At 69.5% G+C, this 16,589-nt stretch carries 13 protein-coding genes; 6 read left to right on the plus strand and 7 right to left on the minus strand.

Going from position 1 to position 16,589, the window contains the following annotated elements; translation table 11 throughout:
• Nucleotides 1–79 precede the first annotated feature (79 nt).
• The 3 genes from ACTWP6_RS10115 to ACTWP6_RS10125 form a co-directional block, all read right to left on the minus strand.
• Nucleotides 80–4,321: an alpha-(1->3)-arabinofuranosyltransferase gene (locus ACTWP6_RS10115; RefSeq protein ID WP_443187585.1), complete on the minus strand. Its 4,242-nt coding sequence runs from the start codon at nucleotides 4,319–4,321 to the stop codon at nucleotides 80–82.
• 49 nt (nucleotides 4,322–4,370) lie between these two features.
• Nucleotides 4,371–4,544 carry a DUF2613 domain-containing protein gene (locus ACTWP6_RS10120; RefSeq protein ID WP_003933939.1) on the minus strand — a complete coding sequence of 58 codons (174 nt, stop codon included), beginning with the start codon at nucleotides 4,542–4,544 and terminating at the stop codon, nucleotides 4,371–4,373.
• A gap of 66 nt (nucleotides 4,545–4,610) precedes the next feature.
• Nucleotides 4,611–5,099: a universal stress protein gene (locus ACTWP6_RS10125; protein ID WP_260756353.1), complete on the minus strand. Its 489-nt coding sequence runs from the start codon at nucleotides 5,097–5,099 to the stop codon at nucleotides 4,611–4,613.
• Between the two features lie 165 nt (nucleotides 5,100–5,264).
• Here ACTWP6_RS10125 and ACTWP6_RS10130 point away from each other — a divergent pair, with 165 nt between their 5' ends.
• Nucleotides 5,265–6,482, plus strand: coding sequence for a glycoside hydrolase family 3 N-terminal domain-containing protein (locus ACTWP6_RS10130; RefSeq protein WP_443187544.1), 1,218 nt, complete (start codon nucleotides 5,265–5,267; stop codon nucleotides 6,480–6,482).
• Between the two features lie 65 nt (nucleotides 6,483–6,547).
• A complete protein-coding gene (locus tag ACTWP6_RS10135; RefSeq protein WP_260756355.1) occupies nucleotides 6,548–7,177 on the plus strand; it encodes a TetR/AcrR family transcriptional regulator in 630 nt (209 codons plus the stop codon).
• On the opposite strand, the gene ACTWP6_RS10140 is transcribed toward ACTWP6_RS10135, so the two are convergent.
• Together ACTWP6_RS10140 and ACTWP6_RS10145 are read right to left on the minus strand one after the other, a co-directional pair.
• Nucleotides 7,164–8,015, minus strand: a complete 852-nt coding sequence (locus tag ACTWP6_RS10140) for a MaoC/PaaZ C-terminal domain-containing protein (protein WP_260756356.1) — start codon at nucleotides 8,013–8,015, stop codon at nucleotides 7,164–7,166. The two genes, ACTWP6_RS10135 and ACTWP6_RS10140, sit on opposite strands and share 14 nt — an antisense overlap.
• Before the next feature lie 2 nt (nucleotides 8,016–8,017).
• Nucleotides 8,018–9,370 carry a 3-oxoacyl-ACP reductase gene (locus tag ACTWP6_RS10145; RefSeq protein ID WP_443187545.1) on the minus strand — a complete coding sequence of 451 codons (1,353 nt, stop codon included), beginning with the start codon at nucleotides 9,368–9,370 and terminating at the stop codon, nucleotides 8,018–8,020.
• Between the two features lie 179 nt (nucleotides 9,371–9,549).
• Between ACTWP6_RS10145 and ACTWP6_RS10150 the strand changes: the two genes are divergently transcribed.
• The 3 genes from ACTWP6_RS10150 (at nucleotide 9,550) to ACTWP6_RS10160 (ending at nucleotide 12,389) form a co-directional block, all read left to right on the plus strand.
• Nucleotides 9,550–10,851 (plus strand): acetyl-CoA C-acetyltransferase, encoded by a 1,302-nt coding sequence (locus ACTWP6_RS10150; RefSeq protein WP_260757893.1) that lies wholly within the window; start codon nucleotides 9,550–9,552, stop codon nucleotides 10,849–10,851.
• Between the two features lie 132 nt (nucleotides 10,852–10,983).
• The gene (locus ACTWP6_RS10155) at nucleotides 10,984–11,913 is read left to right on the plus strand and encodes a TIGR03564 family F420-dependent LLM class oxidoreductase (protein WP_443187546.1); all 930 of its coding nucleotides are present in this window, start codon (nucleotides 10,984–10,986) and stop codon (nucleotides 11,911–11,913) included.
• A gap of 200 nt (nucleotides 11,914–12,113) precedes the next feature.
• The gene (locus tag ACTWP6_RS10160; RefSeq protein WP_443187547.1) at nucleotides 12,114–12,389 is read left to right on the plus strand and encodes a hypothetical protein; all 276 of its coding nucleotides are present in this window, start codon (nucleotides 12,114–12,116) and stop codon (nucleotides 12,387–12,389) included.
• A gap of 214 nt (nucleotides 12,390–12,603) precedes the next feature.
• Here ACTWP6_RS10160 and ACTWP6_RS10165 read toward each other — a convergent pair whose 3' ends face one another.
• On the minus strand, nucleotides 12,604–14,439 hold the full coding sequence (locus ACTWP6_RS10165; protein WP_443187548.1) for an acyl-CoA dehydrogenase: 1,836 nt from the start codon (nucleotides 14,437–14,439) through the stop codon (nucleotides 12,604–12,606).
• 240 nt (nucleotides 14,440–14,679) lie between these two features.
• Here ACTWP6_RS10165 and ACTWP6_RS10170 point away from each other — a divergent pair, with 240 nt between their 5' ends.
• On the plus strand, nucleotides 14,680–15,768 hold the full coding sequence (locus ACTWP6_RS10170; protein ID WP_443187549.1) for an NAD(P)H-dependent amine dehydrogenase family protein: 1,089 nt from the start codon (nucleotides 14,680–14,682) through the stop codon (nucleotides 15,766–15,768).
• Here ACTWP6_RS10170 and ACTWP6_RS10175 read toward each other — a convergent pair.
• Nucleotides 15,765–16,556: an SDR family oxidoreductase gene (locus tag ACTWP6_RS10175; protein WP_443187550.1), complete on the minus strand. Its 792-nt coding sequence runs from the start codon at nucleotides 16,554–16,556 to the stop codon at nucleotides 15,765–15,767. The genes ACTWP6_RS10170 and ACTWP6_RS10175 overlap by 4 nt on opposite strands.
• Between the last annotated feature and the right edge of the window lie 33 nt (nucleotides 16,557–16,589).

The following is a 16,589-nucleotide window of genomic DNA, read 5'->3' on the forward strand; positions in this document are numbered from 1 at the left end:
CGCATTCCACGCGGTCGCCCGGCCGATTTCTCCGCGTGGAATGCGGTTTCGGCGGGAAATCAGGACTGCGCCCGCCGCATCAGGGGCCTGGGCGGCCAGTGCCGACACCTGGGTGCCGATCGGGGGTACCGGTGGCGCTGTCATGGCCCCCATCTTGACCGGTGCGCCGGGAATCGGGGAACGACACCAGCGAAACCGCGACCGCGACCATCGACAGCAGCGCGAGGAACTGCACTCCCGCGGAGTGGCCCACGTAACCGTCCACCGAGCGCCACGGGTTCTGGCTGAGCACGGCGCCGGCCAGGATCAGACCGAACGCGGCGGTGCCGACGGTCAGCGCGTCCCGCAGTCGTTCCCGCCGCCGCAGCAGGTAGCGGACGCCGACCGCGGCGCCTGCGACCAGCAGACCGCCGACTCCCGAGATCACCGCGGCCACCAGCGCGGCGCCGGCGGCGACCGCGAGCGCGGGAGGCTGCCACGGTCTGGAGGGCGGCCCTGGGACGCCGGGGCGGCGCACGGGGGCGAACGCCAGCACGAACAACACCGGCAGCAACGCCAGGCCGCCGATCAGTCCGGCGCGGTAGGTGGCGTTGGAGGCGAAGTCCAGCGTCACGGCGCCGGCCGCCCCCGCCGGAAGCACCCAGCCCTGCTGCCATCCGTTGACGGTGACCGACGTCAGCGCGGCGCCGTCGGCGGTGCGCGCGGTCCAGCCGGGGTTGGCGCTCTCGGGTACGACGAGGACACGCGCGGTCTGCGACGCCGGCACAGTCACCTCGCGATCGACGCTGGTCCACTCCTCGACGGTGACGGGCGACGTTGTCGCCGAACCGATGTCGGCAGAACGCGGACCGTCCAGCTGCACACCGTCGACGATCAGTCCCGTACCGGGGCTGATCACCAACTCCTGCTCGCCCGCCGGTAACGGGATCGGCTCGTCGCGGCAGGGGCGGGCCGGGATCGGGTCGCCGTCGAGCAGCGCGCCGACGGTGGCGGTCACCGACGTCTGGATGAACTCCCCGGCGACGCCGATGACCGGACCGCGTCCGCACGGCACACTCACCGTGCGTGCCCGGTTGGCCGCCGCGTCGGCGGCTCCGACGGGTGTGCCGCGTCCGTCGAGTGCGACCACCTCCGCCAGGCCGGGAGGCTTGAGCTGGTCGAAACCCAGTGAGGTGCGGTCGATCACGTCGTCCCAGTCCATGAGCCACACCGTGATCGAGTCGGTCACCCGCGGGTGCAGCCGGAAGGTCTCGGTTCCCGCCGTCATGCGGCGCACCTGCGGACCGTCCCCGAGATCGACGGCGATCAACCGCGGCCGGGCAGGCAGCGGCGACGAGCCAGGGGTGACCCGCAGCGCCGAAACCTCGGTGGCGGCAGGCAGTTTGAGCTGCAGCGATGGTGGGGTGTGCGGCTGCACGGTGCGCTGCGGTGCCGTCCACGACGTGCCGGTGTCCCCGTCGGTGGCCGCGTACGCCGAGCCGAGCACGTCGATCGGGTCGGAGTCGCCGTGGGCGCGGGTGGTGTCCGGCTGCGCGATCAACTCGGCCAGATGGGGTCCCTGGCGGCCACGCACCCACACCGTCGGGGTCACCTGTGTCGCCTCCGGCACGGTCAGCGTGCGGCTCAGGTTCACCGGTTCCTCGGCCGCCAGCGCCATCGCCGCGGCGCACCGAGTTCCGGTGGGACTCTGCGCGCAGCCGGCGCGACCCAACAGCTCTGATCCCAGATCCCACTGCGCCACAACAGAATCCGATGGTGGAGCGGGCACGTCGACGGTGTGCCGGAGACTCACCGGGTGCGCGAACCCGTTGGCGTCGTACTGGGTGATGCTGATGTCGGTGATGCCGAACTGCACCCCGGGCGAGCCATCGTCGGTGCCGGTGGCGGTGATCCGTACCCACGGGGACTCGCCGTAGGGCAGCGCCACGGTCAGCGGCTCGCCGGCCTCCTCGAAGCGGACGGTGCTGGTGCCGTTGACGGTTGACACCTCGATTCGCCGCACCTGCGCGCCGACCGCCGTCGCGCTCGGGGTGACGGTCAGCGTGGCGTTGGTGACGGGATGGTCGAAGTCGACCTGGAGCCATTGGCCCAGCGCGGTCTGCAGGGAATTGGACACCCAACTCGTGGACGGGTCTGCGTCGATCGCCGATGCGGGATTTGAGGACGGCGACACGTCGGGCAGCGCCGTGGAGTCCGATGCGGCACTGGACACCGAGAGCCTGCCGCCGCCCCACCGGCCGTAGACGAGTTCGCCTCCGGTGGTCGGATAGTCGGGCACCCGGTTGTACGTGTTGCGCGCGTCTGCGGGTGCGCGGATCGCCGACGAGTGGTCGTCCACGCGGCCGTAGTCGGTCTCCCGCGCCGTCGGGGTGTCGGTCACGGTCACCAGCGGCGAGGGCAGCCCGGCCCGTGTGGCGTCCTGGGTCAGCAGTGCGGGGCCGAGCGGGTCCCGCCCGACGAGCCTGCGACGTTCGTCGAGCCGCAGCAGCGACTCCGGGCCGCCGTCTACGCGCGGCATTGAATCAGCCTCGACCACATACGGTTTCAGTGACACCGGGCGGTCGACGCGGTAGATCTCCACGGCCGGATAGCGCGGCCGCAAGCCGCTGTCGGTGACGAATCCTTCCAGGCTGCCGGGGCCGATCGGCGGCCCGAACTCGGCGACCTTGGTCAGGCCGGGGGAGCTGTCGATCGCGCGGTGCACCAGGATGGGCCGCGCCGACCGCGACGAATCCGGATCCAGGTCGTTGCGCACCACCACATGGGAGACGCCCTGCCGGGACAGCGTGTCGGCCAGACCGTCAGAGGGCCGTCCCGCGGCGAACAGGCGCTGCACCGAGTCCAGCGCGCGGATCGTCTCCGGCGGGGTGAGCGGGATCGAATCGCGCACCCCCCACGCGCTGTCGCCGAGCACCTGCAACGGTTCGTCGTGGCTGTTGCCCCAGATCTGCGTCGCGAACGGAGCGCCCGGTGCCACCAGCACCCGGCCCCCGGAGTTGTTGTCGTCCAGCCACTCCGCGGTCTCGTGCCAGTACGGTGGGATCTCGTCGAACGCCCCGGGAGGGGTGAGCCGCCCGGTCCAGGCCAGCGCGGTGGCGGCGGTCAGCGCCGACAACAGCACGATGCCGACCGCGATCCGTTTGTCGTGTTCCGGGTGGGCGAACGCGTTGCGCCACACCGGCCGCGGCGCACTGCCCGGCAGTGGAATGCGCCCGAGCAGGTGGGCCAGCCCGAGCGCGAGCGGCAACCGCAGCAGAGGCTCGAGCTTGTGCAGATTGCGCAGCGGGGTGCCCTCGGCGTCGAGGAAGGCCTGCACGTACTGCGCGACGGGGGACCCCAGGCCGCCCGAGTAGCCCGCCGCCAGAAGTGCGACGCCGACCAGCAGCATCGTCACCAGGCGACCGCGGGCCGGCATGGTCGTCAGCGCCAGACCGGCCAGCCCGCCGGCGGCCACCAGCGTGGTCGCCAGCACGGCCACCGACCCGGTGACCAGCGGGGCGCCCGCGGTGGCGGTCGGTGCGACGTACGGCGTCCACGCCCCGGTGCCGCGCAGCATCTCCGTCAGCGACATCCACCGCGTCGTCACCCCGGAGGACTCGATGAAGTCCAGGAACGGCGGGCTGATGCGGCCCAGGTGCAGCAACGCCACCACCCACCACGTCACGGCCAGCGCCACGCACGGCAGCCACCACGCCACGAACCGTCGCCACGTCCGGTCGGGCCGGTGGCACAGCAGCCACACCACCGCGCACAGACACGCGGTGAGCGTCGCGACCGCGTTCACCGCACCCATCAACGCCACCGCGACGGCGGAGCGAGCCGCCAGCACCCGCACCCGGGACCCGCCCTGGAGGGCCAGGATGACCGGCAGCAGCACCCACGGCGCCAGCATCATCGGCAGCGTCTCCGACGAGATGGCGCCGATGGTGGTCAGCACCCGCGGCGACAGCGCGAACGCGAGCCCGCCGAGCACCCGGGACGTCGTGGTGCCGATGCCCAGCGCCTCGGCGACCCGCTGCAGCCCCCAGAACCCGGCCACCAGCAGCAGCGCCCACCACAGCCGTTGCGTCACCCAGCCCGGGACGCCGAGGAGATCACCGGTGAGAAAGAACGTCCCGTGCGGGAACAGGTAGCCGTACGCCTGGTTCTGTGCCTGGCCGAACGGCAGCTCGCTGTTCCACAGATTGAACGCGCGCGACAGGAAGCGCAGCGGGTTCGCGGTGAGGTCGAGTTTGGTGTCGGGTGAGATCTGGCCGGGCGACTGGGCGAATGTCAGGACCAGTGCCGCCGCGGCGGCCACCCACAACCAGCGCCGCGACAGCGGCCGGGTCAGGTCAGGGGCGGAGGGCAGGAGCGTAGCGACCCGGGATTTAGGTGCGGTCGCCGTACTCGACCCTGTTGAGCACCGATGACGCCGGATCGCCCGCTTGCAGCGGAGGCTTTGTGTCCTGCTGCACCATCAACGTCACACCGAACACGGCTGCCGCCCCGAGCAGCAGGCCGACGACGATGCTGGCTGCAGCGGGTACGAGAAACCGATCCATGCGGCAAACCTAGCACGGAGGCCGCCGCGGCCCGGGCGCCCGCGGAGCGGCGCGATCAGGCGCGGGTCACGGCTCCGGCGGCACGATCAGCACCGGACGGTGTCCCCGGCGCAGCACATGGTCGGCCACGCTGGACTGGATCAGCGACCGGAAACCCGTGGTCGCCCGGGTGCCCGTGACGATCAGGTCGGCGTCGAGCTCGTCGGCGGCCTCGATGATGGATTGCCACACGGTGAAGGTGGCCGCCCGCCGCATCGGCTCGGCGGGCAGACCGGCGGCCAGCGCGAGTTCGAGGCCCTCGTCGTTGATGCGCTGCGCCTCGGCGAGCGCGATGTCGATCTCGTCGTCGTTGCGCGGATCGGGCGGCCCGTCGAGGTCGTAGTGGTAACCGACCGGGGCCGAGCCCCGGTCCAGCGGCAGCCACACCGTCAGCACCACGGCCCGGTCGGCGGTCAGGAACCGGCTGGCGTAGTGCACCGCGCGTCGTGCAGTGGGCGAGCCGTCAAAGGCGATGACCATCACGGTCTTCTTGTCCCGGGGTACGGGGCCCGTCATCGCCGCTCCTTGTCCTCGCTCGTCACCCCCCACAGAATATTTGGTCGCAGCCGCACCACAGGGCGTCTTCATCGGGCTCTTGCGCCTCCGAGCCGCGGGACTCGGGACCCCGCCACGGCCCGGGGGAATAGATCGAGACACGTTCTGCCGTTACTGTCGGTCCGTATGCCTGCGTCACGGATCGTCCCGAAAACCGTCCCGCATGCTCTCGCCGGGGTGCTCGCGGCGTCGGCGCTGCTGGTCGGCTGCACATCGCCCGCCGAACCGGAGTCGGCCGGCCCGCCGGTGATCCACGCGACCCCGTCGATGGCGGCCGGCCCCGCACCGGCGCCGCCGGCCGCCCCGCCCCCGGCCGCGCCGGCGTGCGGTGACCCCGCGGCCGCCGTCGCGGCGATGTCCACCCGGGACAAGCTCGCCCAGCGGCTCATGGTCGGGGTGACCGGCGCGGCGGACGCCCGCTCGGTCGTCGACACCCATCGCGTGGGCGGCATCTTCGTCGGCAGCTGGAGCGACCTGTCGATGCTGACCGACGGCTCCCTGGCCGGCATCGCCGACGCCGCCACGCCGTTGCCGCTGGCAGTCAGCGTCGATGAGGAAGGTGGCCGGGTCTCGCGGTTGTCCGGCCTGATCGGCGCACAGCCGTCGCCCCGGCAGCTGGCGGCCACCAACAGTCCGGAGCAGGTCTACCAGATCGCCCTGGAGCGCGGACGCAAGATGCGCGGCCTCGGCATCACGGTCGATTTCGCGCCCGTCGTCGACGTCACCGACGCAGCCGACGGCGGCGTGATCGGCGACCGTGCTTTCGGTGCGGACCCGGCCCAGGTCACCGACTACGCGGGCGCCTACGCCCGCGGGCTGCGTGACGCCGGTCTGCTTCCGGTGCTCAAGCACTTCCCGGGGCACGGCAACGGGAACGGGGACACCCACGCAGGCAGCGTCGTCACCCCGCCGCTGGCCGATCTGCAGGCTCACGACCTGCTGCCGTACCAGACGCTGACCACCCAGGCCCCGGTCGGCGTGATGGTCGGCCACATGGAGGTGCCGGGCCTGACCGGCAGCGAACCGGCCAGCCTGAGCCCGCCCGCCTACGCGCTGCTGCGGTCGGGCGACTATGGCGGCCCGCCGTTCGGCGGCCCGGTGTTCACCGACGACCTGTCCGGCATGCAGGCCATCACCGCCCGGCTGGGCGTCGGGGACGCGGTGCTGCGCAGTCTGCAGGCGGGTGCCGACGTTGCGCTCTGGCTGAGCACCGGCGAGGTGCCCGCGGTGCTGGACAGATTGGAGCAGGCGGTCGCCGCCGGCGAACTGACCATGCCGCGCATCGACGAGGCTGTGATGCGGATCATCGCGATGAAGGGTCTCTCGCCACGCTGCGGCGGCTGATCGGTCGTCCAGTGCTTACCCTGTGGTAGGACGTTCGTCGCTGATCGGTCAGGAAGGCACGCGCAATGGCAGGTGGTACCAAGCGGTTGCCGCGTGCCGTCCGGGAGCAGCAGATGCTCGACGCCGCGGTGGAGATCTTCTCCGTGAACGGCTATCACGAGACGTCGATGGACGCGATCGCCGCCGAGGCGCAGATCAGCAAGCCGATGCTCTATCTGTACTACGGGTCCAAGGAAGAGCTGTTCGGCGCCTGTCTGAACCGTGAGCTCGGCCGGTTCGTCGATGAGGTGAACAGCGACATCGACTTCAGCGCGCCGCCGAAGGAACTGCTGCGCACCGCGGTGCTGGCTTTCCTGAAGTACATCGATGCCAACCGGGCGTCGTGGATGGTGCTCTACACCCAGGCCACCAGCTCCCAGGCGTTCTCGCACACCGTGCGGGAGGGCCGCGAACGCATCATCGAGCTGGTCGGGCGGCTGCTGCGTTCGGGCACCAAGTTCCCCGAGCCCGACACCGACTTCGAGTTGATGGCGGTTGCCCTGGTCGGTGCGGGCGAGGCCATCGCGTCGCGGGTCAGCACCGGCGACGCCGACGTCGACGAAGCCGCCGAGCTGATGATCAACCTGTTCTGGAGCGGACTCAAAGGGGCGCCGTCGACCGTCGACGTCGACGCCACCGCTGTCATCTCAAGCTAGCGACGGTCCCCGTCAGGTGGGGGTGACCCTTGGTCAGGTGCCGCAGCGTCAGGTCCCAGCCGTCGGGGTTGCGTTCGACGTACAACCCGGCCCTGGCGGGCAGTACCACCGGCTTGGCGAACCGCACCGAGTACTTCACCGCGTCCGGCAGCTGGCCCTCGATGTTGGCCAGAACGGCTGCGGCGCTGAACATCCCGTGTGCTATCACGGTCGGGAAACCGAACATCTTGGCCGCGATCGCGTTGGTGTGGATCGGGTTGTGGTCGCCGCCGACCGACGCGTAGTGCCGGATCTGCCCGGGGGTGATGCGCAGCACCGCGTTCGGCGGCGGCAGCTTCGGCTGCTTCTGCGGCGGCGGCTTCGGCTCGTCCGACAGGCTGGTGCGCTGCTGATGCAGGAAGGTGGTGATCTGATGCCACGCAACGTCATTGCCGACCTTGACGTCGGTCACGATGTCGACCAGCAGTCCGCGGCGGTGCTCACGCATGTTCTCCGCGTGCACCGTCGCCGACACCGTGTCGGTCACGGCGATCGGGCGGTACTGGGTGATGTGGTTCTCCAGATGCACCGAACCCATTGCGGCGAACGGGAAGTCGAACCCGGTGATCAAGGCCATCACGGTCGGGAACGTCAGAGCGAACGGGTAGGTGAGCGGGACGACGTTGTCGAACCGGAGCCCGGTGACGTCGGCGTACTCGGCGACGTTGACCGGGTCGATGGTGAGGTCCTCGACGGTCAGCGTACGGGTGGGCAGCGTGTCGCCGCGGCGCACGAACGGCAGCGCGCCGACCGCGGCCAACGCCAGGTTCCTCAAGCCCGAGGGCTGCTGGTCACCCATCTCTACGCGCCCAGCATGGCTTGACCGCACACCCGGATCGTGTTGCCGGTCACGGCATTCGAACCCGGGCTGGCGAAGTACGCGATCGCCTCGGCGACGTCGACGGGCTGACCGCCCTGGAACAGCGAGTTGAGCCGACGGCCGACCTCACGGGTGGCGAACGGAATCGCGTCGGTCATCTTCGTCTCGATGAACCCCGGCGCCACGGCGTTGATCGTGATGTTCCTGTCGGCGAACTGCGGAGCCAGCGCGTCGGTCAACCCGATCATGCCGGCCTTGGTGGCGGCGTAGTTCGTCTGCCCACGGTTACCGGCGATGCCCGCCATCGAGGACAACCCGACGATCCGGCCGCCGTCGCCGATCAGGCCGCTCTCCACCAGCCCCTCGGCCAGGCGTAGCGGCGCAAGGAGATTCACCGCCATCACCGAGTCCCAGCGGGATTCGTCCATGTTGGCCAGCAGCTTGTCTCGAGTGATGCCGGCGTTGTTGACCAGGATGTCGAGCCTGCCCCCGTGGTGTTCGCGGACGTGCTCGGCGATGCGGTCGACCGCGTCGGCGGCGGTGACGTCCAGCGTCAGCGCGGTCCCACCCACCTTGGTGGCGGTCTCGGCCAGCGCCTCGGCGGCGCCCTCGACATCGACGGCGATCACCTTCGCGCCGTCTCGGGCGAACACCTCGGCGATGGTCGCGCCGATCCCGCGCGCCGCACCCGTGACAACGGCGACCTTGCCGTCGAGCGGCCGGTCCCAGTCGGCGGGCGGGGTCGCGTCGGCCGCGCCGACCCGGAACACCTGACCGTCGACGTAGGCCGACCTGCCGGACAGGATGAAGCGCAGCGTGGACTCCAGGCCCGTGGCGGCCGGTTTGGCGTCGGCCGACAGGTACACCAGTGACGCGGTCGATCCGTCGCGCAGCTCCTTGGCCAGCGACCGGGTGAAGCCCTCCAGGGCGCGCTGCGCGGTGCGCTCGTGCACGCTGCCGGTCTCCTCGGGTGTCGTGCCGATGACGACCACGCGACCGGAATGCCCGAGGTTGCGCAGTAGCGGGGTGAAGAACTCGTACAGCCCTTTGAGACCCTCGGGATCGGTGATGCCGGTGGCGTCGTAGACCAGGCCCCCGAACGAGTCGGCCCAGCGCCCGCCGAGATTGTTGGCGACGACGTCGTAGTCGTCGGCCAGCGCGGCGCGCAGCGGTTCGACCACGCGGCCCTCGCCGCCGATCAGCAGGGAACCGGCCAGCGGCGGCTCGCCCTGCTTGTAACGGCGCAGCGGCTCGGGCTGCGGCACACCGAGTTGCTTGGCCAGGAACGAGCCAGGCCCGGAGTTGACGACCTGGGAGAGAAGATCGGAAGCCACGGCGCTGCCTTTCTGGAGATCCGGGTACATCAGTTGTCGACGGTGAAGGGGTTACCCAGCACTGTCATATCCCTCACGAACTTACTCCAGAGTAAGAACAGTGGGTAGTATGACCCTCGACACCCCATCAGCAGGGAGGCAATGTGGCTGAGAACTCAGACAACGCTGGGACATCAGAAATCGCCGGGACCAGGGCCGCTCGCCGGGTGGCCGTGCTCGGCGGAAACCGGATCCCGTTCGCGCGGTCCGACGGCGCCTACGCGAAAGCGTCCAACCAGGACATGTTCACCGCGGTGCTCGACGGCCTGGCCGAGCGCTTCAATCTCAAGGGCGAGAGGCTCGACGCGGTGATCGGCGGCGCGGTGCTCAAGCACAGCCGCGACTTCAACCTGATGCGCGAGTGCGTGCTCGGCAGTTCGCTGTCGTCGTACACGCCCGCGTTCGACCTGCAGCAGGCCTGTGGGACGGGTCTGCAGGCCGCGATCGCCGCGGCTGACGGCATCGCCCGGGGCCGCTACGAGGTCGCCGCGGCAGGCGGGGTGGACACCGCCTCGGATGCGCCGATCGCGTTCGGTGACGACCTGCGCAAGGTGCTGCTCGGACTGCGCCGCGCCACATCGAACGTCGACCGCCTCAAGCTCGTCGGCAAGCTGCCCGCGTCGCTGGGCGTCGAGATCCCGGTCAACAGCGAGCCGCGCACCGGCATGTCGATGGGCGAGCACGCCGCCGTCACCGCCAAGGAGATGGGCGTCAAACGGGTCGACCAGGACGAGTTGGCCGTCGCCAGCCACCGCAACATGGCCGCCGCCTACGATCGCGGTTTCTTCGACGATCTGGTCAGCCCGTTCCTCGGGCTCTACCGCGACAACAACCTGCGACCCGATTCGTCGACTGAGAAGCTGGCCAAGCTCAAGCCGGTCTTCGGCGTGCGCAACGGCGACGCGACGATGACCGCGGGCAACTCCACTCCGCTCACCGACGGCGCGTCGGTGGCGCTGCTGGCGTCGGAGGAGTGGGCCGCGCAGCACTCGATCCCGGTGCTGGCGTATTTCGTCGATGCCGAGACCGCGGCGGTCGACTACGTCAACGGTCGCGACGGCCTGCTGATGGCGCCCACGTACGCGGTGCCTCGGCTGTTGGCCCGCAACGGCCTGACGCTGCAGGACTTCGATTTCTACGAGATCCACGAGGCGTTCGCCTCGGTGGTGCTGGCGACCCTGGCGGCGTGGGAGTCCGACGAGTACTGCAAGGAGCGGCTCGGTCTGGACGGCGCCCTCGGGGCGATCGACCGGTCCAAGCTGAACGTCAACGGTTCGTCGCTGGCCGCCGGTCACCCCTTCGCCGCGACCGGCGGGCGGATCGTCGCCCAGCTGGCCAAGCAGCTGGCGGAGAAGAAGGCCGAAAGCGGCAAGCCCGTGCGCGGTCTGATCTCGGTCTGCGCCGCAGGTGGACAGGGTGTGACGGCCATCCTGGAGGCCTGATCGGAAAGTTTTCCGGATCGCTGTAACGCCTGCGATGGAGGCGCCGATACAGGGGATAGCTCCGTGTTGCCGTCTGACCCCCCGACCCGACGGCAACACGGGGCTCTCAACTTTTCGGCGTAGATTTCAGCCATGCAGATCAGCATGTTCGGACAGATCAGCGGCCTCGGCGGTAATCCGATCGACGCGACGATCGCCTACCTCGCCCAGTTGCGCGACGAGGGTTTCGCCCGGGTCTGGATGAGCCAGCTCCCGTACGAACCCGATCTCTTGACCATCCTCGCGGTCGCGCTGCACGAGGTCGACACGATCGAGGCCGCCAGCGGCGTGGTACCGATCCAGAACCAGCATCCGATGCAGCTGGCGCAGCGCGCGCTGACGGTCAGCCTGGCGTCGGGCGGCCGTTTCATCCTGGGCCTGGGCATGACGCATGCCGCCGTCACCGAGGGCATGTGGGGCATTCCGTGGGACAAGCCGGTCCGCAGGCTCAATGAGTACCTCGACGGACTGTTGCCGCTGCTGGCCGGAGAACCCGCGGACGCCGCCGGAGAGACCGTCACGACGCGCGGGGCGCTCGTCATCCCGGGGGCGCCGCCCCCCGACGTCTACATCGCCGCGCTCGGCCCGCAGATGCTGCGCCTGGCCGGCCGGCGCACCTCGGGCACGTGCACATGGATGACCGGCCCGAAGACGCTGCGCGAGCACATCAGCCCGACATTGCGGCAGGCCGCCGCCGACGCGGGCCGTCCGGCTGACGCGGTGCGCGTGGTGGCGTCGCTTCCGGTGGCCGTCACCGACGACGTCGACGGGGTGCGCAAGCAGGCCGCCGAACAGTTCGCCGTGTACGGGACGCTGCCGTCGTACCGCGCGATGCTCGACCGCGAGGGTTACGCGGGTCCGGAGGACGCTGCGATCATCGGTGACGAGGCGACGGTGCGCGACCGCATCGCCGAGCTGCGCGACGCCGGCGTCGACGAGTTCGTCGGCGCGGCGTTCGACAGCTCCGACGAGGGTCGCACCCGCACGAGAGCCCTACTGCGCGAGGTGGATTCGGCGGGGTGAAAATTCTCGGGAAAAGCCCGGGACTACCCCTTTTGCACCGCCCCCGCGCGGCGTAGCATCGTTCGCACGACGGGTTCGGGAGTGACTAAATCCAAAGAGCCGGCAAAGGGATGTGAGTCGGCCGCGCGAGATATGTAGAGACGCACCCAAGTGTCCTCCCGAACCCGCCCTTGTGTCCGGGGCAGGGTACAAAGTAGGCCATGACAGCCCTGAGCCTGCTGCAACTTCTCACCTTCGTGGCGTTTCTCGGGCTACTTGTGTACGCAGCCGTCGTCCCGCGTGAAGCCAATCCGGCGAAGCGTCGCCACCGGACGCGGCTGTACCGGGGTGCGGCGATGGTCGCCGGGGCGGCCTTCTTCGCGGTGCTCGCCGCTGGCCGGCTCGGCTGGTCCCGAAACGCGCTGGCTGTCGTCGCCGTCGGTTTCCTGGCCGCCGGACTGGTGGACATGTCCAGAAGCCGACGCGTCAAGAAATAGCTGCGCATACCGCGGTTCAGCTGCCCCGAGGCACACCCGCCTCAGAAGTCCACCTTTTGCAGGGGTCCTCTCGAACTTTTGCTGAAATTCGTGGATGTGATGCGCGTGGGACATGCTCCCGAGAGCGCAGACGCCCCGAGGCCAGACCCCCGCCAGCGCAAGACGCCCCCGGCAAGAATCCGGGGGCGTCCTGGGTCCGAGGCTGCGGAAGGGTCTAGAAGGCGGCCTCGTCCAGTTCCATGACCTCGTTGTCGAGGTTCTCGATGACGGACCGGGTGCTGGTGAGCAACGGCAGGAAGTTCTTCGCGAAGAACGACGCCACCGCGACCTTGCCCTCGTAGAACGCGCGGTCGTCGCCGGTCGCCCCACCGTCAAGCTTCTCGATGGCCACCGCGGCCTGCTGCTGCAGCAGCCAGCCGATCACCAGATCGCCGACGCTCATCAGGAAGCGCACAGAGCCCAGGCCCACCTTGTAGATGCTCTTGGGATCCTCCTGCGAGGCCATCAGGTAGCCGGTCAGCGACGCGGCCATGCCCTGGACGTCCTCCAGCGCGGTGGCCAGCAGCGCGCGCTCGGCCTTCAGCCGGCCGTTGCCGGTCTCGGCCTTGACGAACTGCTCGATCTGGCCGGCCACGTGGCCCAGGGCCACACCCTTGTCGCGGACGATCTTGCGGAAGAAGAAGTCCTGCGCCTGGATGGCCGTGGTGCCCTCGTACAGCGAGTCGATCTTGGCGTCACGGATGTACTGCTCGATCGGGTAGTCCTGCAGGAAGCCCGAACCACCCAGGGTCTGCAGGCTCTCGGTGAGCTTGGCGTACGCCTGCTCGGAGCCCACGCCCTTGACGATCGGCAGCAGCAGGTCGTTGACCTTGACCGCCACCTCCGGCTCGATGCCGTGCAGCGTCTTGGCGACCTCCGCGTCCTGGTGGGTCGCGGTGAACAGGTACAGCGCGCGCAGGCCCTCGGCGTAAGCCTTCTGGGTCATCAGCGAGCGACGGACGTCCGGGTGATGCGTGATGGTCACGCGCGGAGCGGTCTTGTCGGTCATCTGGGTGAGGTCGGCGCCCTGGACGCGCTCCTTGGCGTACTCCAGCGCATTCAGGTAACCGGTCGACAGCGTCGCGATCGCCTTGGTGCCCACCATCATTCGGGCCTGCTCGATCACGTCGAACATCTGCGCGATGCCCTCGTGGACCTCACCGACCAGCCAGCCCACGGCCGGGACGCCGTGCTGACCGAGGGAGAGCTCGCACGTCGCGGAGACCTTCAGGCCCATCTTGTGCTCGACGTTGGTGACGAACACGCCGTTGCGTTCGCCGGGCTCGCCGGTCTCGGGATCGAAGTGGAACTTCGGCACGAAGAACAGCGACAGACCCTTGGTGCCCGGGCCTGCGCCCTCGGGGCGGGCCAGCACCAGATGCATGATGTTCTCGAACAGGTCATCGGAGTCGGCCGAAGTGATGAAGCGCTTCACGCCGTCGATGTGCCAGGTGCCGTCGGGCTGCTGGACGGCCTTGGTGCGTCCGGCGCCGACGTCGGAGCCGGCGTCCGGCTCGGTGAGCACCATGGTGGAGCCCCAGCCGCGGTCGGCGGCGAGCTTGGCCCACTTCTTCTGCTCCTCGGTGCCGAGGTGGTAGAAGATGTCGGCGAATCCGGCGCCCATCGCGTACATGTACACCGCGGGATTGGCGCCGAGGATGTGCTCCTGCAAGGCCCAAGACAGCGCGCGGGGCATCGGCATGCCGCCGAGCTCCTCGCTGACGCTGATCTTGTCCCAGCCGCCCTCGACGAGCGCGCGGACGGACTTCTTGAACGACTCCGGAAGGGTCACGGTGTGCGTCTTCGGGTCGAACACCGGCGGGTTGCGGTCGCCGTCCTCGAAGGACGCGGCGATCGGACCTTCGGCGAGACGGGCCATCTCGCCCAGCATCTCTACCGCGGTGTCGACGTCCAGCTCGGAGTAGCTGCCCTGACCCAGCGCCTTGTCGACGCCGAGGACCTCGAACAGGTTGAATACCTGGTCACGAACATTGCTCTTGTAATGGCTCACGGGTTCCTCCTCGTTGAGAACGCCACCTGCGGTTGGGTACTTGTCGGCAAAGTTACCCACCAGTAACTGTGCTCGACTATACCGCCCGGTAACTTGAACGCAAGACGAGTGTGGGCAATTTCGGCCTGTTCACCAACCAGGCGGTTGGCCGGGCTGGGAATTTCGCCGCGAAACCCGTCGTGAACAGGCGTTTCAGCGGTCTGTGATGATACTCACGTTTAGCCCGGATAGGGTGTCACGATGGGCGCGACAACGGCGGTTGCGGTATGGGGAACGGGCAATATGGGGACCACCGCCATCCGGTCGCTGACCCGGTTTCCGGGCCTGCGGCTGGCCGGGGTGATCACCTCGTCCGAAGCGAAGGCCGGGACGGACGCGGCGACTCTCGCCGGGCTCGGCGCGCCGACGGGCATCGCGGCGACCACCGACGTGGACGCGGTGCTCGACGGCTCCGACGCGGTTGCCTACATGGCCTCCGGCGACATCCGGCCCGAGGAGGCCCTCGCCGACATCGAACGGTGTCTGCGTGCCGGCGCCCACGTCGTCACCCCGTCGCTGTATTCGCTCTACGACCCCCGCTCCGCACCGCCGGAGTGGCTGGAGCGGCTCACCGCGGCCGCGGCCGACGGCGGCGCCGCCCTGCTGGTCAGCGGCGTCGACCCGGGCTGGGCCAACGACGCGCTCGCGGTCACCGCGGCCGGGCTGTGCACCGGGATCAACACCATCACCTGCCAGGAGATCTTCGACTACTCGACCTACGACCAGCCCTACGCGGTGCGGGTGTCCTGCGGTTTCGGCGGGTCGATGGACGAGACCCCGATGATGCTGCTGCCGGGCATCCCGACGATGGTGTGGGGCGGCAACATCCGGCTGATCGGACGCGGGCTGGGCCTGGAGATCGACGAGATCACCGAGGAGGTCGAGCGGCTACCGCTGGAGGAGTCGGTCCACAACGTCATGGGTCACTTCGAGAAGGGCACCCAGGGGGCGTTCTTTCTCCGCGTGATCGGCTGGGCCGGCGGCAGACAGCGTGTCGTCGTCGAGCACATCACCCGCATCGATCCGGCGTGCGCGCCGCACTGGCCGCAACCCGATCAAGGAGTGGGTGATCATCGCGTCATCGTCGACGGAGACCCGCAACTGACCATCGTGACGCGCGCCGATGTGCCCGGCGGCACCCGCGCCGACGGCGGCAACGCCACCGCGGCCAACCGGCTGCTCGGGGCGATCAGCTGGTTGTCCGGCCAGAAGCCCGGCGTCTACGACGGTCTGGACGTGCCACTGCACCCGCCGCTGCCGCCGGACGTGGAAGCCACCCGCTGGAGTTAGCCTCCCGCCAGTCCCTTGTTCACCAGCCGGGTGAGCCAGGCCGGGGAGAACCGCGCCCCCAGCGCCAGGGCCTTGGCCTGTACACCCACTGGGAAGTGCACCTGCGCGACGAGCCGGCGAGGCCAGGTGGCCTCGACGGCGGCGACGATGTCGGTCGCGATGTCCTGCGCGGTCAGCCGGATGCCGAGCGACTGGGTGGTGCCGGTCGTGACGTCCTTGGTCATCGCGGTGTTCACGTACAGCGGCCACATGTCGATCACGCGGATCCCATGGCGTCCCCATTCGAGGTTGAGTGCCTCGGTGATGGCGCGGACGAAGAACTTCGTGGCGCTGTAGTTGGCCAGCTCGGCCTGGCCGTAGATCGCCGACGCGGACGCCAGGTTCACCACGACCGCGTGGCGGGTGCTCTTCAGGTACGGGAACGCGGCGTGCAATCCGTTGACCACGCCCTTGACGTTCACCTCGATCTCACGGTGGTGCACCGGCAGCGGGATCTCCTCGAAACGACCGGCGTTGAGCAGGCCCGCGTTGTTGATCAGCACGTCGAGCCGGCCTCCCGCGGCGTCGACGAACTCGGCCAGCCGCTGCGCCACCTCGTCGGCGTCGGTGACGTCGAGGTGCCCGACCACCGACCTGCCGCCGACCGCGGAGATGTCCGCGGCGAGTAGCCCTACGCCGTCCTCGTCGATGTCGTAGCCGCCGACGAGGTACCCGCGCTGGGCCAGAAGCAGCGCTGTCGCACGCCCGATCCCGGTCGCCGCTCCGGTGATGAACACTGATTTCGTCATGCCCGCTCCTTCGGTCAATTCAACTGCCACACA

The sequence above is a fragment of the Mycobacterium sp. 4D054 genome, from assembly GCF_052245755.1.
GTDB lineage: Bacteria > Actinomycetota > Actinomycetes > Mycobacteriales > Mycobacteriaceae > Mycobacterium.

Bases quoted from the DNA above. Each gene is read 5' to 3' on its own strand.
- ACTWP6_RS10130 (WP_443187544.1), top strand. From the start codon at position 5,265: ATGCCTGCGTCACGGATCGTCCCGAAAACCGTCCCGCATGCTCTCGCC.
- ACTWP6_RS10120 (WP_003933939.1), bottom strand. From the start codon at position 4,544: ATGGATCGGTTTCTCGTACCCGCTGCAGCCAGCATCGTCGTCGGCCTG.
- ACTWP6_RS10140 (WP_260756356.1), bottom strand. From the start codon at position 8,015: ATGGGTGACCAGCAGCCCTCGGGCTTGAGGAACCTGGCGTTGGCCGCG.
- ACTWP6_RS10160 (WP_443187547.1), top strand. From the start codon at position 12,114: ATGACAGCCCTGAGCCTGCTGCAACTTCTCACCTTCGTGGCGTTTCTC.
- ACTWP6_RS10155 (WP_443187546.1), top strand. From the start codon at position 10,984: ATGCAGATCAGCATGTTCGGACAGATCAGCGGCCTCGGCGGTAATCCG.
- ACTWP6_RS10170 (WP_443187549.1), top strand. From the start codon at position 14,680: ATGGGCGCGACAACGGCGGTTGCGGTATGGGGAACGGGCAATATGGGG.
- ACTWP6_RS10175 (WP_443187550.1), bottom strand. From the start codon at position 16,556: ATGACGAAATCAGTGTTCATCACCGGAGCGGCGACCGGGATCGGGCGT.
- ACTWP6_RS10135 (WP_260756355.1), top strand. From the start codon at position 6,548: ATGGCAGGTGGTACCAAGCGGTTGCCGCGTGCCGTCCGGGAGCAGCAG.
- ACTWP6_RS10125 (WP_260756353.1), bottom strand. From the start codon at position 5,099: ATGACGGGCCCCGTACCCCGGGACAAGAAGACCGTGATGGTCATCGCC.